We start from the raw sequence: 17,022 nt of genomic DNA, 5'->3' as shown, positions 1-17,022 counted from the left end.
CTTGCATCGCAACACTCGCACCCCAGGATGACGGACAAACAAAAAGCGCCGCTCGCGACCCCGCGAGTCCGGCGAAAGAAGCTAAAGCCCGTGGATCATCCCCGCATTAATCAGCAGCCGGTTGAGGCGGCGCGCCTCGCCGCCGTCTTTGCAGCCGTAGAAGATGCCCTTGCAGCGAAGCATGATCTCCTTCTGCTCGGCGAAGGATGGATCGAGCGGGATGCCCGCGGCTTCCTGGATCACCAGCGGCAGATAGGGGCCGTCGATCGTGTCCATCACGGCATCGCTTCTGACCGGCTCGAAATTGACTGCGTCGATCGCATAGTAGGTCGCGTAGAGGCGCGGATCGTAATCGTCGAGCTTCTTGCCGATGGAGCCTTCGTCGAGTCCGGGCTCGAGGATCTGCGGCGCGAACTCCGGCTGGTGGTCGCCATAGCGCACGATCAGGAATGGCTCGCCCGGGAACGTCTTCTTCAGGCCGGCGATGAAGGCTTTGTACTGCTCGGCGCTCATCGCCTGCCGGCGCAGATATTCGTCGATGGACGGCACGTTGCCCGGCCGGCGCCAGTTCGGCATCAGGTCGGGCCGGAAGCGGGTCTCCCAGGGGAAATGATTGGCGCCGAGATAGATGAAGGTGAACAGCGGCTTGTTGGGCGTGCGCTCGCCCATCAGCCGGAGAGCCTTGTCGTAGAAGAAGCTGTCCGGCTCGACGTCCTTGGCACCGAGATCCTTCGAATCGAAGAAGCGCTCGACGCCGGTCGTCATCTGAAAGCTGCGCGCGCCCATGAAGCCGCCATAGGCGGGATAGAGCGACATGGTGTCGTAGCCGCAGCGGCGCAGCGCCAGGGGCAGGCCGCGCTCGACGCGGCCGGAAGCGATGCGCGTCACAAAATAGGCGAAGCGACCGAACGAACGCGAGGAGAGGCCGGCGAGCACGTTATATTCGGTGAACCAGCTGGGGCCGCCGTTGCTCTCAGCCAGGAACGTGCGCTCCTTGCCGTCCCAGGATTTGAAATGGCTGCCATAACCCGGCGGCACCTTGATGCCCTGCGCGGCGCGAATGTCGAAGCTCGATTCATCATGGACCATGATGATGTTCGGCCGGCGGCCGGCGGGATGGCAGGCATCTACCAGCGGCATGTTCAGCCGCTCATTGGTCGAGGCGGCCGACTCCATGAAGCCGTATTGCGCGAAGTCGGAAACCGCGCTGACGCCGGAGCGAAAGAACTTTGAGAGATAGCCGTCGTCGTAATAGCCGCGCCAGGCCTCGTCCGGATGATAGACGGAATAGCCCACAAGTGCGGCAAGACACGCGAGCATGGAAGCGAGCGCCGGCAGGCGGCGGATGCGAAACGGATCGAGCCACCACAGCGCATACATCAGCGGCAGCGTGACGAGGCCGGCCCCGATCACCGACCAGCGCAAATTTGGGAAGATCGTGAACAGGAACGCGATGGTGTCGCGGTCGATCATCATCAGGTCGATGAAGTTCACCGTCATCTGCACGACGTCGTGCTTGAGCCGCGACAACAGCACCAGCACGACGACCACGGTCAGCGACAGCGCGCCCGAGAGTGCGGGACGCCGGAGCAGCGTGATCCAGAAGAAGTTGAGAATGCCCCAAGCAAGGGCGAAGCTGAGCCGCGAGCCGAAATCGGTCTCGGTCTCGTACATCAACGCGAGCGCTGCGAGATGCGGCGCGGCGACCGCAAGCAGACGCCAGATGCCGAGCGCGGCGACGCCCGCCAGCACGGCGGTTGCGACAGAAGGACCTGGATTGGGCGCGGACGCCATTGACGACACGCAACAGCTGGTCCGGCACGGTGATGCCAAGCCGTCTGGCCGGCCTGCGGCGTTTGGTGCATCCGGAAGCCTGCACCCTGTCATAAAACTGTAATTGAACGGTCACGGACAAGCAACGCGCGTCACGGACCGACCTTCGCTTAATGTTAGCGGGCGGCGAAGGGCCGCATGCTTCGCCCGGGCCCGCATGGTTCGAGACGCGCGCAAGGGCGCGCTCCTCACCATGAGGGTCAGGGAGTTCGGCCCGGCTTCTCGATCCCGGCGATGAAGAGGTCTATCACCCCCTCCGCCATCCGCTCGACCTCGTCCTCCTGCACGCCCCAGCGCGGGAAATGGCCGTCAAGATTCATTCGGGCAAAGCCATAGACCAGGGCGCGGCCGGCGATCTGGATGCGCTTGAGGTCCGCCGACCGCAGCAGGCCCTGCTCCGCCGCCTCAGCCAGCATCCGCTCGGTCAACGCGACCAGTTCGGCATTGTCGCGCGTGAGCTCGGCCGAACTGCCATGGGCGAAATAACGCCCCGTGGAGATGATCTCGAAATGCGCCGGGTTGCGCATTGCCCAGCGCAGATAGGCAAGGCCGAAGGCACGGAAACGGGCCAGCGGGTCGGCGACCGGTGCTTGGCCCAGCCCGGCCTCGATCTCGGTACGAAAGCGCCGCTGCGCCTCCTCGGCCACCGCCGCCATCAATGCATCGCGGTTGGGGAAGTGCCGGAACGGCGCCCCCGGCGACACCGCGGCTCGCCGCGCCGCCTCGCGCACGGAAACCTCGGCGCCCTCGGCAGCAAGTTGCAGCGCAGCGTCGATCAGGACACGCCGGAGGTCGCCGTGATGATAGGGCCGGGCTTCGGGTGTTTGGCGGCGGGCGCGCGGCCTGGGCGTCTGACGGGCGGGCATGGCGCATTCTAGCATCACCCGAACGTGAATGTAAGCAGCGATTACACCGTTGACGATATTGCCGTCCGAAATGTAATCGATGATTACATAATGGAGGAGATTGCCATGTCGCCACGTCAAAGCTGGTTCGAAGGCTGGCGGCTGCTTGCCGCCCTCACCCTGAGCCTGATGGCCCTCAGCCTGTGGATCGCCTCGATGCGGCAGTTCGAGGTCGAGGGCGTACGCATGGTAATCCGATTTACGGCGCACAGCTCGCTGCTCCTGTTCTGCCTCGCCTTCAGCGCCGCGGCGCTGGCGCGACTCTGGCCCAATGCCTGGACGCGATGGCAGCGCCGCAACCGCCGCCATCTCGGCCTGAGCTTTGCGGCTTCCCATGCCATCCATGCGGTTGCGATCGTCACGTTCGCCAAAATGGATCCAGCCGGCTTTGCGGAGGCCACATCGGCCGCCTCCTACATCTTCGGCGGCATCGGCTATGCCTTCATCACCGCCATGAGCGCAACCTCGCTCGACCGCACGGCCGCGCTGCTCGGGCCGCGCGCCTGGCGCGCGTTGCACCTTGTAGGCGGCTACTATCTCTGGTTCCAGTTCATGGTGTCTTTCGGCAAACGCGTGCCGGCGATGCCGCTCTATGCCGCGTTCCTCGTTCCGCTGCTCGCCGTGATGGCGCTGCGGCTGATCGCGATGGCCTCGCGCCCGACCCGCCAGACTGTCGAAGCGCAATAGTACTCGCGCAAGAAGGCGCAGCGGGTGTCGCTTCTTAAGATGAAGTTGCACGCAAGCGTCCCACGGCAAGATCGATCGTGCGATGAGAGAGCAGATGAAGAGCCGCGTATTCGACTATGAAGATGCTCACATTTTGACGGCTGCGAGCTTGGGAGAAGTGCCGAGAAACGACGTGAGACCAAGAATGTGGTTTAAGTGTCAGTTCTTGGTGCTCGGAGGGCACTTCAATTCGCGAAGAATTTGAATGAAGCAGCAATGCTTCGCGCGAGATGAAACGAGATGAAAAGAGCGAGACCGCTGTTTGCGATCTCGCTCAGATATAGTCGCGAAGGTTTAAGAATTAGTTTGGCGAGCGAAGCTTGTGTTTTCGCTCCCGTGTCCCAACGCGGCGTAAGCGATACGCCGCGTCGCTACGGCGACGACTTAGTTCTTGCTCTTGTCGACCAGTGCGCCCTTCTTGATCCAGGGCATCATGTCGCGCAGCTTGGCGCCGACTTCCTCAATCGGGTGCTGGGCGAGCTTGGCGCGGGTCGCCTTGAACGAGGTCTGGTTGACCTTGTTCTCGAGCATCCAGTCGCGGGCGAACTTGCCGGACTGGATGTCGTTGAGCACCCGCTTCATCTCCTTCTTGGTCTCGTCGGTGACGATGCGCGGGCCGGTGACATACTCGCCGTACTCGGCGGTGTTGGAGATCGAGTAGTTCATGTTGGCGATGCCGCCTTCATAGATCAGGTCGACGATCAGCTTCACTTCGTGCAGGCACTCGAAATAGGCCATCTCCGGCGCGTAGCCGGCTTCGACCAGGGTCTCGTAACCGCCCTTGATCAGCTCGACCAGGCCGCCGCAGAGCACCACCTGCTCGCCGAACAGGTCGGTCTCGCACTCTTCCTTGAACGAGGTCTCGATGATGCCGGCGCGGCCGCCGCCGATAGCGGAGGCGTAGGACAGGCCGAGGTCATGGGCGTTGCCGGACGAGTCCTTGGCGATCGCGATCAGGCAGGGCACGCCGCCGCCGCGCTGATATTCCGAGCGTACGGTGTGGCCGGGGCCCTTCGGCGCGATCATCAGCACGTCGAGGTCGGCGCGCGGATCGAGCAGGTTGAAATGGACGTTGAGGCCGTGCGCGAAGACGAGGGCTGCGCCCTTCTTCATGTTGTCGTGCAGGTGCTCGCGATAGATGTCGCCCTGGAGCTCGTCCGGGGTCAGCATCATGACGAGGTCGGCCCATTTGGCGGCTTCGGCGACTTCCATCACCTTGAAGCCGGCGGCTTCCGCCTTCTTGGCCGAGGCCGAGCCCTTGCGGAGCGCGATCGCGACTTCCTTGACGCCGGAATCCTTCAGGTTCAGCGCGTGAGCGTGGCCCTGGCTGCCGTAGCCGACGATGACGACCTTCTTGCCCTTGATCAGGTTCAGGTCGGCGTCGCGATCGTAATAAACACGCATAGTCGTTTCCTCGGGTGTGGGCCAGAATCGGCCGTGGGTCAGGTCTCGGACGGTGAGATTTGCGGATTTCGGGGGCTGTCTAGAGCATTTTCAGCCCCCTGGGAAACCCGTTTCTGCATGGAAATCTGCGGCATCATGCATCCATGAAGACAGGATAGAGCGACGCCAAAAGCAGGATCGCCATCAGGATATTGAAGGCACGGACCAGCCGTTCGGAGGTCAGGACCGGCCGCAGTGCAGTGCCGAAAAAGGCCCAGACCACGGTCGAGACCGTGCCCACGAGCAGGCTGATCAGGGTCTGGATCGCGATGTTGACGGGGAACTGGGCAATCGCCGCATAGGCGGTGATGGTCCCGATCACGATCACCCAGCCCTTGGCATTGATCCACTGGAACATGGCCGCACCCCAGAAGGTCATCGGGCCGCGGCCATCTCCCTCGCCCCGCTTGGCCGGGCCGGAGAAGGCGATCATTGCGGCCAAATAAATCAGGTAGGCGGCGCCGGCATATTTCAAAATGGTCTGCAGGATCGGATAGGCCAAAAACACCGTGCCGAGCCCGAGGCCGACGGTACCGACCATGAAGGCGAAGCCGATAACGATACCGGCGATGTGGGGGATGGTGCGCCGAAAGCCGTAGGTCAGGCCCGAGGCCAGCAGCATGATGTTGTTCGGCCCGGGGGTGAAGTACATCACCACCATAAAGGCGAGGAAGGCATAGAAGAGCGAGTAGGCCATATTCACCTCACGCGGTCTTCGGCAGCGCTTGCGGCCGCTTCGCCAGCACCATCACCGCGATGCCGCCGATCACGGTCAGCATGCCAGCGAGCCGCAACGGGCCGAACTTCTCGCCGAACGCGATGCTGGAGGCGGCCGAGCCGACGAACGGTACGAGCAGCGCGAACGGCACCACTTGCGCAGCCGGATAGTCACGCAGCAGCCGGCCCCACAACCAATAGGCGATGCTTGTGGAGACCGCGCCGATCACCAGCAGGCAGACGAGGCCGGTCAGCGACATATGGATCAGCGACTGCCAGGTCGGCGCCGGCCCGTTTACGACCAGCGCCAACGCGAACAACGGCACTGCGGACGTGAGGCACAGCCAAGCGAACAGATCGAACATCGGCACGCCGCGGGCACCGCGCAACAGGATGTTGCCGACAGCGAAGCTGACAGGAGCGATCATCAGCACTGAGAAAGCAGCGACACTGAAATCATAACCCACGGTGCCACAGATCATCAGCAGGCCGATTGCCGCGATCACGATGCCCAGCGTCTGCGCCGGCGTCGGCCGCTCGCCGAATGCGATCGCGGCCAAGCCGATCGTGAACAGCGCCTGGCTCTGCACGACGACGCTGGTGAGCCCCACCGGCACGCCATGGGCGATGCCATAGGCCTGCGACAAGAACTGGCCGAGGAACAGCGTGAAGCTGATCGCGATCAGGAGCGACCAGGCAATCTTCGGCTTGCGAACGAACAGGCAAGGCACCGCGGCAATGCTGAAGCGCATCGCCGTCATCAGCTCCGGCGAAAACTCGTCGAGCGCAATCCGGCTCGCCACGAAGGCAAGCCCCCAGATGATCGCCACCAGGATGGCGATGAGGATATCGGCCGGCTTCATTGTTGTTCTCGGTTCTGCTCTGTCGTGCAGCCCTGTTGTTCTGGTCTGACCTTGCTCGCCGGCCTTTACGTCGAAGAATTGGGTTTGCGCACGAGATAAGTGCCGTGCATCGGCGCGTGATAGTCGGCCGAAACCAGCGCGAAGCCGACATCGGCCAGCATCCGCTCCATCACCCAGCCAAAGGTGGAGTATTCGTCGCGCATATGCGTCACCACGCTCTCGCGGGAGAAATCGTGGTTCTTGGTGTGGAAGTCCGCCCATTGCTCGACGTCGCGCTCGACCGCGTCGGGCATCGAAGCGTAGACGATATCGCGCAGGTAGAAGGTCGCACCCGGCTTCAGCGCGCGATAGATCCGCGACATTGCCACTGCCTTCCAGAAGTCCGGCAGATGATGCAGCGTGAACTCGCTGACGATCAGATCATAGGATTCCGGCTGATAGGCGAAGCTGAGCAGGCCTGCCGATTGCGTACGCACGGGTGCCTTGCGGTCGCGGGCATAGATCGCGGCGAGCGCCAGCATTGCCGGCGAGATGTCGATGGCGTCGACCTCGGCACCCATCAGTGCAGCTTCGGTCGCCAGCACGCCATTGCCGCAGCCGATGTCGGCAATGCGCCAGCCGCGCTGTACTCCAAGCATTTTCAGCGCGGCGCGCGCCCGCAAATCGGCATCGTCGTGGGCGTCATAGATCGACGCCACCGCGGGCTCGATGCCCATCCGGTTCCGCTCGTTATAGTACCAGTCGCGCGCCAGCATGGCTCACATCCCTTCAGGCCCGCGGCCGATCGCGGCAACGCCCGTGCGCGACACCTCGACAAGGCCGAGCGGGCGCATCAAGTCGATATATTGATTGATCTTGTCGGTATTGCCTGTGATCTCGAACACAAAGCTCTCGGTGGTGGCATCGATCACGCGGGCGCGGAACGCGTCCGCCAGCCGCAGCGCCTCGACGCGGTGATCGCCCTCTCCGCGCACCTTCACCATCGCAAGCTCGCGCTCGATCGAGCGTTTGGTCTGGGTCATGTCGACGACGCGGTAGACCGGGATCATGCGGTCGAGCTGATGCTTGATCTGTTCGATCACCATCGGCGTGCCCGTGGTGACGATGGTGATGCGCGAGAGATGCTTCTGGCTCTCGGTCTCCGAGACCGTGAGGCTCTCGATGTTGTAACCACGCCCTGAAAACAGACCGATGACGCGCGCGAGCACGCCCGGCTCGTTCTGCACAAGCACCGAGAGCGTGTGCGTCTCGGTGGGATCGTGACGTTCCTCGATGAAATAGGCGGATGCGGGCTGGTTCATTATCGTCCCCTCTATTCTCTCGTCACGCCGTCGCTGGCGCATCCGTCCCGACCCAACGGCGGAACAGATCGAAATCGATATTGCCGCCCGAGAGCACGAGACCGACGCGCTTTCCGGACAGCTTGGACTTTTCCTGAAGCGCCGCGGCGAGCGCGGCAGCGCCAGCACCCTCGGCAAGATTGTGCGTATCGGTCCAGTAGGCGCGGATCGCCGTAGCGACCTCGTCGTCGGTGACCTCTACGATGCGCGAGGCGCCCTTGCGGATCAGCGCGAACGCGTCAGCATCCGGAATGCGCGTCGCCATGCCGTCGGCGAGCGTGTTGCTGGTCTCGGTCGTCACGACGTGGCCTGCCGCGAACGAAAGCGCGTAGGACGGCGCCTCGGTCGACTGCACGCCGACGATCTCGGTCTTCAGGCCCAAGAGATCGCGCGCCATGATGCAGCCGCAGATGCCGGAGCCCTGCCCGATCGGAACGTAGAGAATGTCGATATCCGAGGCCGCCCGGAACAGCTCGAGCGCATAGGTCGCAACGCCCAGCACCAGATCGGTGTGGAACGAGGGTACCATGTGAAGTCCGGCGAACTGCGCATGGCGTCCCGCCTCCTCGCGCGCGGCCTGAAAGTCCTCGCCGTGCTCGACAAGCTCGGCACCAAAGGCCCTCATCGCGCGATTCTTCTCGACCGAATTGCCACGGGGCACATAGATCACCGCCGGCACGCCGTGGCGGCTCGCGGCAAAGGCAAGGCTCTGGCCGTGATTGCCGCGTGTCGCCGAGATGATGCCCGGGACGTCCGGCCGCTCGCGCTTCAGCCGTTCGAGATAGACCAGCCCGCCGCGCACCTTGAAGGCCCCGATCGGCGTGTGGTTCTCGTGCTTGACCACCACCTCGGTGCCAAGGCGTTCAGCGAGCAGCGGCCAGCCGCGTGCCGGCGTCGCCGGCACCGCCTGCCCCACGATCGCATGCGCGCGCTCGAGCTCCTTCAGGTCGAACATGGCCTCACACCAGCGCCTTGCCGCCGGCAAATGCCTTTGCCGTGGCCTCGTCGTTGGCCTGCTCCGGCAACAGCATCTCGTTATGCGCCTTGCCGGAGGGGATCATCGGGAAGCAGTTTTCCAGCGCGGCGACGCGGCAGTCGAACAGCACCGGGCGCTTGACCGAGATCATCTCCTGGATGGCGCCGTCGAGATCTGAAGGCTTGTGCACCTGGATGCCGACGCCGCCATAAGCTTCCGCGAGCTTGACGAAATCCGGCAGCGCCTCGGAGTAGGAATGCGACAGCCGGTTGCCATGGAGCAGTTGCTGCCACTGCCGCACCATGCCCATGTACTGGTTGTTCAGGATGAAGATCTTGATCGGCAGCTCGTACTGCACCGCCGTCGACATCTCCTGCATCGTCATCTGCACCGAGGCGTCGCCTGCGATGTCGATGACGAGGCTGTCCGGGTGCGCCACCTGCACACCGACCGCGGCCGGCAGGCCGTAGCCCATGGTGCCGAGACCGCCCGACGTCATCCAGCGATGCGGCTCCTCGAAGCCGAAGAACTGCGCCGCCCACATCTGGTGCTGACCGACCTCGGTCGTGATGTAGGTATCCTTGCCACGCGTCGCCTCGAACAGGCTCTGGATCGCGTGCTGCGGCAGGATGACGTCGTTGCTCTTCCTGTAATAGAGCGAGTTGCGGGCGCGCCACTGTGTGATCTGCTGCCACCACGCCTTGACGTCGGGCCTCTTCGCCTCGGCCTTGAACACCTGGAGAATGTCGCCGAGGATATTGCCGCAATCGCCGATGATCGGCACGTCGACCCGGATGTTCTTGTTGATCGAGGACGGATCGATGTCGATGTGGATCTTCTTCGAGCCCGGCGAGAACGCATCGACGCGGCCGGTGATGCGGTCGTCGAAGCGCGCGCCGACGCACAGCATGACGTCGCAATCATGCATGGTCATGTTGGCTTCGTAGGTGCCGTGCATGCCGAGCATGCCGAGCCAGTTCTTGCCCGAGGCCGGATAGGCGCCCAGGCCCATCAGCGTCGAGGTGATCGGGAAACCGGTGACCTCGACCAGTTCGCGCAACAGCTTGGTCGCCTCGGGACCGGAATTGATGACGCCGCCACCGCTGTAGATCACGGGGCGCTTGGCATTGGCGAGCAGCGCCACCGCCTTGCGGATCTGCGTCGCATCGCCCTTCACCCGCGGCGCATAGGAGCGGTGCACGTCGGACTTGCGCGGCGGATGATAGGTGCCGGTCGCGAACTGCACGTCCTTCGGCACGTCGACCAGCACCGGGCCCGGACGGCCCGTGGTCGCAACGTAAAACGCCTCGTGCAGGACCTTGGCGAGATCGTTGACGTCGCGCACCAGCCAGTTGTGCTTGGTGCAGGGGCGCGTGATCCCGACGGTATCGCATTCCTGGAACGCGTCGTTGCCGATCAGATGCGTCGGCACCTGGCCGGAGATGCAGACCAGCGGGATCGAATCCATCAACGCGTCGGTCAGCGGCGTCACCATGTTGGTGGCGCCGGGCCCCGAGGTCACCAGCGCAACACCCGGCTTGCCGGTCGAACGCGCATAGCCCTCGGCGGCGTGGCCTGCCCCCTGCTCGTGGCGAACCAGGATGTGCTGGATTTCACTCTGCTGGAAGATCTCGTCATAGATCGGAAGCACCGCACCGCCGGGATAGCCGAAGATGTCGGTCACGCCGTGATCGATGAGCGCGCGGACGATCATCGCGGCGCCGGTCATCTGGTTCGGATCGTGGCTCTTGTCACTCATTGGCTTGCTCCGGATGCGCTGTTGTCAGCGGCTTCGTTCGTGTCTGGTTCGGGAAATAAAAAAGGCCCCGAAGAGGGCCCATGCACACCGCCTGTCATGTGGATGGCAGCTAGCCACCCCCGGCGGTGTGCCTGGGTACGACGGCGATAAGGAGTTTGGTAATAATGTTACGCATGGCAGGTGCCCAGCTTCCCAAAGGTTGCGCGAAACATAGCGGCCAGAGCCCGGATGTCAAGGCAATGCGGCCGTTCCCGCGCGATTTTGGCAGTGTAGCGGTGTTCCCGGGGTTCGGCGAGAGGGAAATTCGGGAACCCGGACACAAATGCGCGTCAGCCGGGGTCCCGCGCCGCGTTCACGGCGGCCGACAGCCATCCCCTCGCCTCCTCCGGCTTGACCCATTCGAACTCGGGCAATTGGTGCCGGAACCAGGTGAATTGGCGCTTGGCGTAGTGGCGGGTGTCGGCTCGGCCGATGGTGGCGGCCTCCTCCAGGCTGAGTTCGCCGCGCAGGTGCCGGATCAACGCCGGTACGCCATGGGCCTTCATGGCCGGCAACAGCGGATCGAGGCCGCGAGCCGCGAACCGCTCGACCTCGGTCAACGCGCCGGCGCCGAGCATGGCGTCGAAGCGGGCATCGATGCGGGCATAGAGCTCGTCGCGCTCGGGAGCGAGGAACACCGCGCGAAAACTGTCCTTCGGCAACAGCGGCGGCTCGCCCTCGCGGTGCCAATCGAGCAGCGAGCGCCCGGTCGCCTCGATCACTTCGAGCGCGCGCGCGATGCGGGTGCGATCGCGCAGGTTCAATCGCTTGGCCGCGCGCGGATCACGGCGCGCGAGTTCGGAGTGCAGCGCCTCGACGCCGTTCCGCTCCAGCCGCGCGCGCACGCCCTCGCGAACCCCGGCAGGGATCGGCGGCACCACGGAGAGACCCGCCGTCAGCGCCTTGAAATAGAGCCCGGTGCCGCCGATGAAGATCGGCAGTCGCCTCTGCTCTTGCGCTTCTCCCAGCGCGTTCGCCGCGTCGCTCACCCAGGCGCCGGCGGAAAAATTCACGGCCGCGTCGACATGGCCATAGAGGCGGTGCGGTACCCGCGCCTCCTCAGCCCCTGTGGGGCGTGCCGTGATGATGCGCAGGTCGCGATAGACCTGCATGGAATCGGCATTGATGACGACGCCGCCGGTGGCAAGCGCGAGCTCCAGCGCCAGCGCCGACTTGCCGCTGGCGGTCGGGCCTGCGATAAGCACGGCCTTGCCAACATGCCTTCTGCCGACTTGCCCCTCGCTCACGAAAACCTCAAATGTCCCTCGTCGCCACGCTGATCTGCAATCCCAACAATCCCGCGCTCGATAGCACCATCGTCGACGGCGCCCGCGCCGTGCTGCCCCAGGCGCTACCTGCGCACTGGCTGTTCGACGGGGTTGCGGTCGACATTCCCTTCGGCGCCGACAGTAACCTCGAAGGCGACCGTCACGCCATTGAACAGCGGTTGCGCGAACTCCGCGGCGACCTGCCCATCGACATCGTCGTGCAGCCGGCCGGCTTCCGGCGCAAGAGGCTTTTTCTCGCCGACATGGATTCCACCATGATTGGTCAGGAATGCATCGACGAGCTTGCCGATTTTGCCGGGCTGAAGGCGCATGTCGCCTCTATCACCGAACGCGCGATGCGCGGCGAGATCGAGTTCGAGCCGGCGCTGCGCGAGCGCGTCGCGCTGCTGAAGGACCTGCCCGTCGGCGTTGTCGACAAGGTGCTGGCCGAACGCATCACCCTGACCCCGGGCGGCCGCGAGGTGGTAGCGACCATGCGCGCGCACGGCGCCTATGCCTGCCTCGTCTCCGGCGGCTTCACGCTGTTCACCAAAGCTGTTGCCGCCAAGATCGGCTTCCAGGAGAACCGCGCCAACGAGCTCGTTGTGCGTGACGGCAAGTTCACCGGCGAGGTGAAGGAGCCGATCTTGGGCCGCGCCGCAAAGCTCGCGACGCTGGTGGATTTGATGGAGTCGTTCGATCTCGACGACATCGACTCGGTCGTCGTCGGCGACGGCGCCAATGATCTGGCGATGATCCAGGCGGCGGGGCTGGGAGTTGCGTATCACGCCAAGCCGGCCGTGGCGGCTGCCGCGGCGGCACGGATCGACCATGGCGATCTCACCGCACTGTTGTATGCGCAGGGGTATCGGCGGGACGAGTTTGTGGAGGGCTAACGTCCTCTCCGTCGTCATGCCCGGGCTTGTCCCGGTCATCCACGTCTGAGTCTGTCCGCGCGGCAAAGGCGTGGATGGCCGGGTCAAGCCCGGGCATGACGAGAGGCGAGCAGCCTGCCTTACTGCACGCTCAGCGCCACGAACCGTAGTTCGCCATCGCCATTCGAGACCAGCAGCAGCACGGACTTCTTGCCGTCCTTCTTGAGCTGATCGACCCGCTTCTGGATGTCGGCGCCGCTGGAGACGGCCTCCTGCGCGACCTCGACGATGACGTCGCCGGCGGAGAGCCGCTTCTCGGCGGCGTCCGAATTGGCGTCGACATTGGTGACGACCACGCCCTTGACGGTGTCCTTGATCTTGTAGCGCGTGCGCAAATCCTTGCTGATCGTCGCGAGATCCAGGCCGAGCGCCTTCTGCGTCACCGGCTTCTCTGGCGCGGGCTCGTCGGTCTTCACCGCGGCCTGCACCTTGTCCGGATCCTGCAGGCGGCCGAGCGTGACCTTCTTGGTCTGCTCTTCGCCCTTGCGGATGATGACGACGTCGACCTCCTTGCCAACCGCAGTGTCGGCGACGACGCGGGAGAGATCCTTCGGGTCCTTGATGTCCTTGCCGTCAAACTTGACGACGACATCGCCGGGCTCGATGCCGGCAGGCTTCGCCGGGCCCTTGTCGTCGATACCGGCGACCAGTGCGCCGCGCGGCGGCTTGATGTTGAGGCTTTCGGCGATCTCGTCGGTGACGCTCTGGATGCGGACGCCGAGCCAGCCGCGCCGCAATTCGCCGAACTGGCGGAGCTGGTCGACCACGCCCGCGACCGTCTTCGACGGCACGGCGAAGCCGATGCCGATCGAGCCGCCGGAGGGCGAGATGATCAGCGTGTTGACGCCGACGACGTCGCCATCGAGGTTGAACAACGGGCCGCCGGAATTGCCGCGGTTGATGGCGGCGTCGGTCTGGATGTAGCTGTCATAGGGCCCCGACGAGATGTCGCGGTTCTTGGCCGAGACGATGCCGGCCGTCACGGTGCCCCCTAGGCTGAAGGGGTTGCCGATCGCGACCACCCAGTCGCCAAGGCGCAGCTTGTCGGAGTCACCGAACTTCACCGAAACCAGCGGCTTCGGCGGCTTGAACTTCAGCACGGCAAGGTCGGTCTTCTTGTCGACGCCGACCAGCTCGGCCTTGATCTTGCTGCCGTCGTTGAGAATGACGTTGATCTCGTCGGCGTCCGCAATGACGTGATTGTTTGTCACGACGACGCCGGAGGTGTCGATGATGAAGCCGGAGCCGAGCGAGTTGGTCTTGCGCGGCGGGCCGTTGCCGTTATCGCCGCCCTTGCTGCCGCCACCGGGGCCGCGACGGTTCTTGAAGAAGTCGTCGAAGAATTCCTCGAAGGGCGAGCCGGGCGGCAGTTGCGGCATGGTGTTGCTGCCGCCGCCACCCTTGGCTTCGACGGTCTGCGAGGTCGAGATGTTGACGACCGCGTCGATCACCTTCTCGGCGACGTCGGCGATGCCCTCCGGTCCGCGCGCATGGGCCGGCGAACCGAAAGCGCTGAAAGCGCCGAAGGCGAGCGCGGCCAGCCCAAATCGCAAGCGGATCGGGCGCAAGCGGGACGGGGCAATGATGGCAGCGGTCATTGTGGTCTCCAGAGAAAAGGATTCGACGCCAAGGATTCGCCCGAAGACTGCGCTCGAACAGGGGGACGGCGCAAGCACGGACCTTAACCGGCCTCAAGACCCGGACAATACGGCGAAAACCGGCCCTTCGCCTTCACTTTGGCGTTGGTGCAGCCCTCTAAATGGGCCGCCGCATAACCCAGATCAGGATCAATCCGGCGACAGCCGAACCGATCCCGACCGCGCGCAGGATGTTGTCCGGCGTGGCGATTGCGCTCTTCATCGCTTTGCGCATCCAGGCGGGACTTGCCGCGAACATCAAGCCTTCCAGCACGAACAGGATGCCTAAGCCGATGAGGAAGTCGGCGAACGCAATGGACCTCATCGGATTGGAACCTCCCGTTATGCTGTTCTTGTCTGGACGAAGGGCGGCAGAAGTGCCGCCCTAGGTCTAGCTTACGGCTTCGCCGGTGTCTCGGTCGCCGTCTTTCCGCTCGGGTTACCGAAATAGCGGAAGAAATTCGAATCCGGCCGCAGCAGGAAACGGGTGTCGCTCGCCTTCAGCCCGTTCTCATAGGCCGTCATCGACCGGTAGAAGGCGAAGAAGTCAGCATCCTTGCCGTAAGCTTCGGCGAACAGACGGTTGCGCTCGGCGTCACCCACGCCGCGCGTCTGCTCGGCGGTCGAGTTCGCTTCGGCAATGATTACGGTTGCCTCGCGATCGGCCTTGGAGCGGATCTCCTGCGCCTTCTGACCGCCCTGCGCGCGGAACTCGGCCGCTTCGCGCTGACGTTCGGTCTGCATGCGCTGGTAGACCGCCTGGCTGTTCTGCTCCGGCAGATCGGCGCGCCGGATCCGGACGTCGACGACCTCGATGCCGTAGCCGTCGGCTTCGTGGTCCAGCTGCTCGCGGATGCGCCCCATCAGCTTCTCGCGCTCATCACGCACCACGGTGATGAAGTTGACCTCGCCGAGCACGCGGCGCAACGCCGCGTTCAGCAGCGATGTGAGCTGGAGGTTGGCGGCCTGAATGGAACCCACGCTCTGATAGAAGCGCAGCGCGTCCTTGATGCGGTAGCGCGCAAAAGCGTCGACCACGAGGCGCTTCTGGTCGGACGCAATGACCTCCTGCGACGGGTTCTCGAGGTCGAGGATCCGCTTGTCGATGTTGATCACGGAATTCCAGGGCGCCTTGAAGTGCAGCCCGGGATCGGTGACGACGTCGACCGGCTTACCGAATTGCAGCACGATGGTCTGCTCGGTCTGTTGCACCGTGAACAGCGACATGTAGGCGACGATCAGGACCAGGAGAAGCCCGAGAAGCGCGACGATACCTGTAACCGGAGACCTCATCGGGTGCCTCCGCTCGACTGCTGGCCGGTCGTGGCGGGCCGCTTGGCCGTCAATTCGCTGAGCGGGAGATAGGGCACGACGCCCTGGCCCGAGGAGCCTCCGTCATAAATCAGCTTGTCGGAGCCGCCGAGGACGCGCTCCATCGTCTCCAGATAGATCCGTTCACGCGTCACGTCGGGCGCCTTCTTGTATTCCTCGTACACCTTCAGGAAGCGCGAGCTTTGGCCCTTGGCCTCGGCAACCGCCTGCTCCTTGTAGCCTTCGGCCGCCTGGATGATCTGCGCCGCGCGGCCGCGCGCGTCCGGCACGACCTTGTTGGCGTAGGTCTGCGCTTCGTTCTGCAACTGCTCGAGATTGGCGCGCGCCGCCTGCACGTCGCGGAACGCATCGATCACCTGTGCAGGCGGGTCGACCTTCTGCATCTGCACCTGGGCGATCTGGATGCCGGCGCCGTAGCCGTCGAGTGTCCTCTGCATCAGGTCCTGCACCGTGGTTTCGGTCTGCGTCCGCGCTCCAGTCAGGATCGGCTGGATGTTGGAGCGGCCGATCACCTCGCGCATCGCGCTTTCGGCGACCGCCTTCACGGTGCCCTCGGGATTCTGGATATTGAAGAGGAAGTTGCCGACGCCGTTGGGCTTGATGCGCCACAACACGGTGAAGTCGACATCGACGATGTTCTCGTCGCCGGTCAGCATCAGGCTCTCTTCCGGCACGTCGCGGATCGAGCGGCCGCGCCGGGCCGGATCGTCGATCAGCGTCATGCCGATGGAAATGGTGGACACGCGCAGCGCCTTCGGCAGCAGCACTGTCTCGATCGGATAGGGCAGATGATAGTTCAGGCCGGGGTCTACGGTGCGCACGTGCTTGCCAAAGCGCAGCACGACGCCCTGCTCTTCAGACTGCACGCGGAAGAAGCCCGACAGCAGCCAGAGCGCGATGATGATGAGCAGGATCAGCGTGATGCCGATGCCGGAGAAATAGCCGCCCGGCATGATCTGCTGGAGGCGGTCCTGACCGCGGCGCAGAAGGTCTTCCAGATCCGGCGGCCTCGGCCCGACCGGTTGCGGGCCTGAGCCCCACGGTCCTTTCGGACCCGAGCCCCACGGGCCACCGCCCTGATTCTTCCACGGCATTCGACGCTCTCCTCGGCAGACCGGGACTAGAACTTAGCCGGCCCGCATTGTCCGGTCCGGCTTTATAGGGGACCGAAAGGACCCTTACAACGCAAGCCTGACCGCCCCACGAGCTATGCTCGGGCGCGGAAAAGTCAATGTAAACATTGGCGAAT

16 protein-coding genes are annotated in these 17,022 nt (G+C 64.2%); 2 read left to right on the top strand and 14 right to left on the bottom strand.

Going from position 1 to position 17,022, the window contains the following annotated elements; all coding sequences use genetic code 11:
• Positions 1 to 81 precede the first annotated feature (81 nt).
• A complete protein-coding gene (locus ABIB73_RS11520) occupies positions 82 to 1,794 on the bottom strand; it encodes a sulfatase-like hydrolase/transferase (RefSeq protein ID WP_354224029.1) in 1,713 nt (570 codons plus the stop codon).
• A gap of 239 nt (positions 1,795 to 2,033) precedes the next feature.
• Positions 2,034 to 2,699, bottom strand: a complete 666-nt coding sequence (locus ABIB73_RS11515; protein ID WP_354224027.1) for a TetR/AcrR family transcriptional regulator — start codon at positions 2,697 to 2,699, stop codon at positions 2,034 to 2,036.
• A gap of 105 nt (positions 2,700 to 2,804) precedes the next feature.
• Between ABIB73_RS11515 and ABIB73_RS11510 the strand changes: the two genes are divergently transcribed.
• Positions 2,805 to 3,425 carry a hypothetical protein gene (locus ABIB73_RS11510; protein ID WP_354224025.1) on the top strand — a complete coding sequence of 207 codons (621 nt, stop codon included), beginning with the start codon at positions 2,805 to 2,807 and terminating at the stop codon, positions 3,423 to 3,425.
• A 423-nt stretch (positions 3,426 to 3,848) separates the two neighbouring features.
• On the opposite strand, the gene ilvC is transcribed toward ABIB73_RS11510, so the two are convergent.
• The 8 genes from ilvC to miaA all read right to left on the bottom strand — a co-directional run bounded on the left by ilvC (position 3,849) and on the right by miaA (position 11,848).
• Positions 3,849 to 4,868: a ketol-acid reductoisomerase gene (ilvC, locus tag ABIB73_RS11505; RefSeq protein ID WP_354224023.1), complete on the bottom strand. Its 1,020-nt coding sequence runs from the start codon at positions 4,866 to 4,868 to the stop codon at positions 3,849 to 3,851.
• Positions 4,869 to 5,001: 133 nt separating this feature from the next.
• Complete coding sequence (locus ABIB73_RS11500; RefSeq protein WP_354224021.1) at positions 5,002 to 5,604, bottom strand: LysE family translocator; 603 nt, start codon at positions 5,602 to 5,604, stop codon at positions 5,002 to 5,004.
• A gap of 7 nt (positions 5,605 to 5,611) precedes the next feature.
• Complete coding sequence (locus tag ABIB73_RS11495) at positions 5,612 to 6,487, bottom strand: EamA family transporter (protein ID WP_354224019.1); 876 nt, start codon at positions 6,485 to 6,487, stop codon at positions 5,612 to 5,614.
• A gap of 65 nt (positions 6,488 to 6,552) precedes the next feature.
• The gene (locus ABIB73_RS11490; protein ID WP_502918413.1) at positions 6,553 to 7,242 is read right to left on the bottom strand and encodes a class I SAM-dependent methyltransferase; all 690 of its coding nucleotides are present in this window, start codon (positions 7,240 to 7,242) and stop codon (positions 6,553 to 6,555) included.
• 3 nt (positions 7,243 to 7,245) lie between these two features.
• Entirely contained in the window at positions 7,246 to 7,788 is a 543-nt protein-coding gene (gene ilvN, locus ABIB73_RS11485) for an acetolactate synthase small subunit (RefSeq protein WP_354224017.1), read from the bottom strand.
• A 22-nt stretch (positions 7,789 to 7,810) separates the two neighbouring features.
• A complete protein-coding gene (locus ABIB73_RS11480; RefSeq protein ID WP_354224015.1) occupies positions 7,811 to 8,782 on the bottom strand; it encodes a threonine dehydratase in 972 nt (323 codons plus the stop codon).
• 4 nt (positions 8,783 to 8,786) lie between these two features.
• Positions 8,787 to 10,562: an acetolactate synthase 3 large subunit gene (locus ABIB73_RS11475; RefSeq protein WP_354224013.1), complete on the bottom strand. Its 1,776-nt coding sequence runs from the start codon at positions 10,560 to 10,562 to the stop codon at positions 8,787 to 8,789.
• Positions 10,563 to 10,891: 329 nt separating this feature from the next.
• Positions 10,892 to 11,848 carry a tRNA (adenosine(37)-N6)-dimethylallyltransferase MiaA gene (miaA, locus tag ABIB73_RS11470; protein ID WP_354224011.1) on the bottom strand — a complete coding sequence of 319 codons (957 nt, stop codon included), beginning with the start codon at positions 11,846 to 11,848 and terminating at the stop codon, positions 10,892 to 10,894.
• Between the two features lie 11 nt (positions 11,849 to 11,859).
• On the opposite strand from miaA, the gene serB reads away from it, so the two are divergent.
• The gene (gene serB, locus ABIB73_RS11465; RefSeq protein WP_354224009.1) at positions 11,860 to 12,765 is read left to right on the top strand and encodes a phosphoserine phosphatase SerB; all 906 of its coding nucleotides are present in this window, start codon (positions 11,860 to 11,862) and stop codon (positions 12,763 to 12,765) included.
• 119 nt (positions 12,766 to 12,884) lie between these two features.
• Here the strand turns inward: serB and ABIB73_RS11460 are convergent, their stop codons facing one another.
• From ABIB73_RS11460 to hflK, 4 genes are all read right to left on the bottom strand, one after another.
• On the bottom strand, positions 12,885 to 14,402 hold the full coding sequence (locus ABIB73_RS11460; protein ID WP_354224007.1) for a Do family serine endopeptidase: 1,518 nt from the start codon (positions 14,400 to 14,402) through the stop codon (positions 12,885 to 12,887).
• A gap of 157 nt (positions 14,403 to 14,559) precedes the next feature.
• A complete protein-coding gene (locus ABIB73_RS11455) occupies positions 14,560 to 14,766 on the bottom strand; it encodes a DUF2065 domain-containing protein (RefSeq protein ID WP_188100998.1) in 207 nt (68 codons plus the stop codon).
• A 71-nt stretch (positions 14,767 to 14,837) separates the two neighbouring features.
• Complete coding sequence (gene hflC, locus ABIB73_RS11450; RefSeq protein WP_354224005.1) at positions 14,838 to 15,734, bottom strand: protease modulator HflC; 897 nt, start codon at positions 15,732 to 15,734, stop codon at positions 14,838 to 14,840.
• A complete protein-coding gene (hflK, locus tag ABIB73_RS11445) occupies positions 15,731 to 16,867 on the bottom strand; it encodes an FtsH protease activity modulator HflK (RefSeq protein ID WP_354224003.1) in 1,137 nt (378 codons plus the stop codon). Before hflK ends, hflC begins: the two co-directional genes overlap by 4 nt.
• Positions 16,868 to 17,022: the final 155 nt, after the last annotated feature.

It is taken from the genome of Bradyrhizobium sp. F1.4.3, assembly GCF_040548375.1.
In the GTDB taxonomy this organism is placed as follows: Bacteria; Pseudomonadota; Alphaproteobacteria; order Rhizobiales; family Xanthobacteraceae; genus Bradyrhizobium.
The sequence above is the reverse complement of the archived record's forward strand: the minus strand, read 5'-3'. Positions and strand labels throughout refer to the sequence as shown.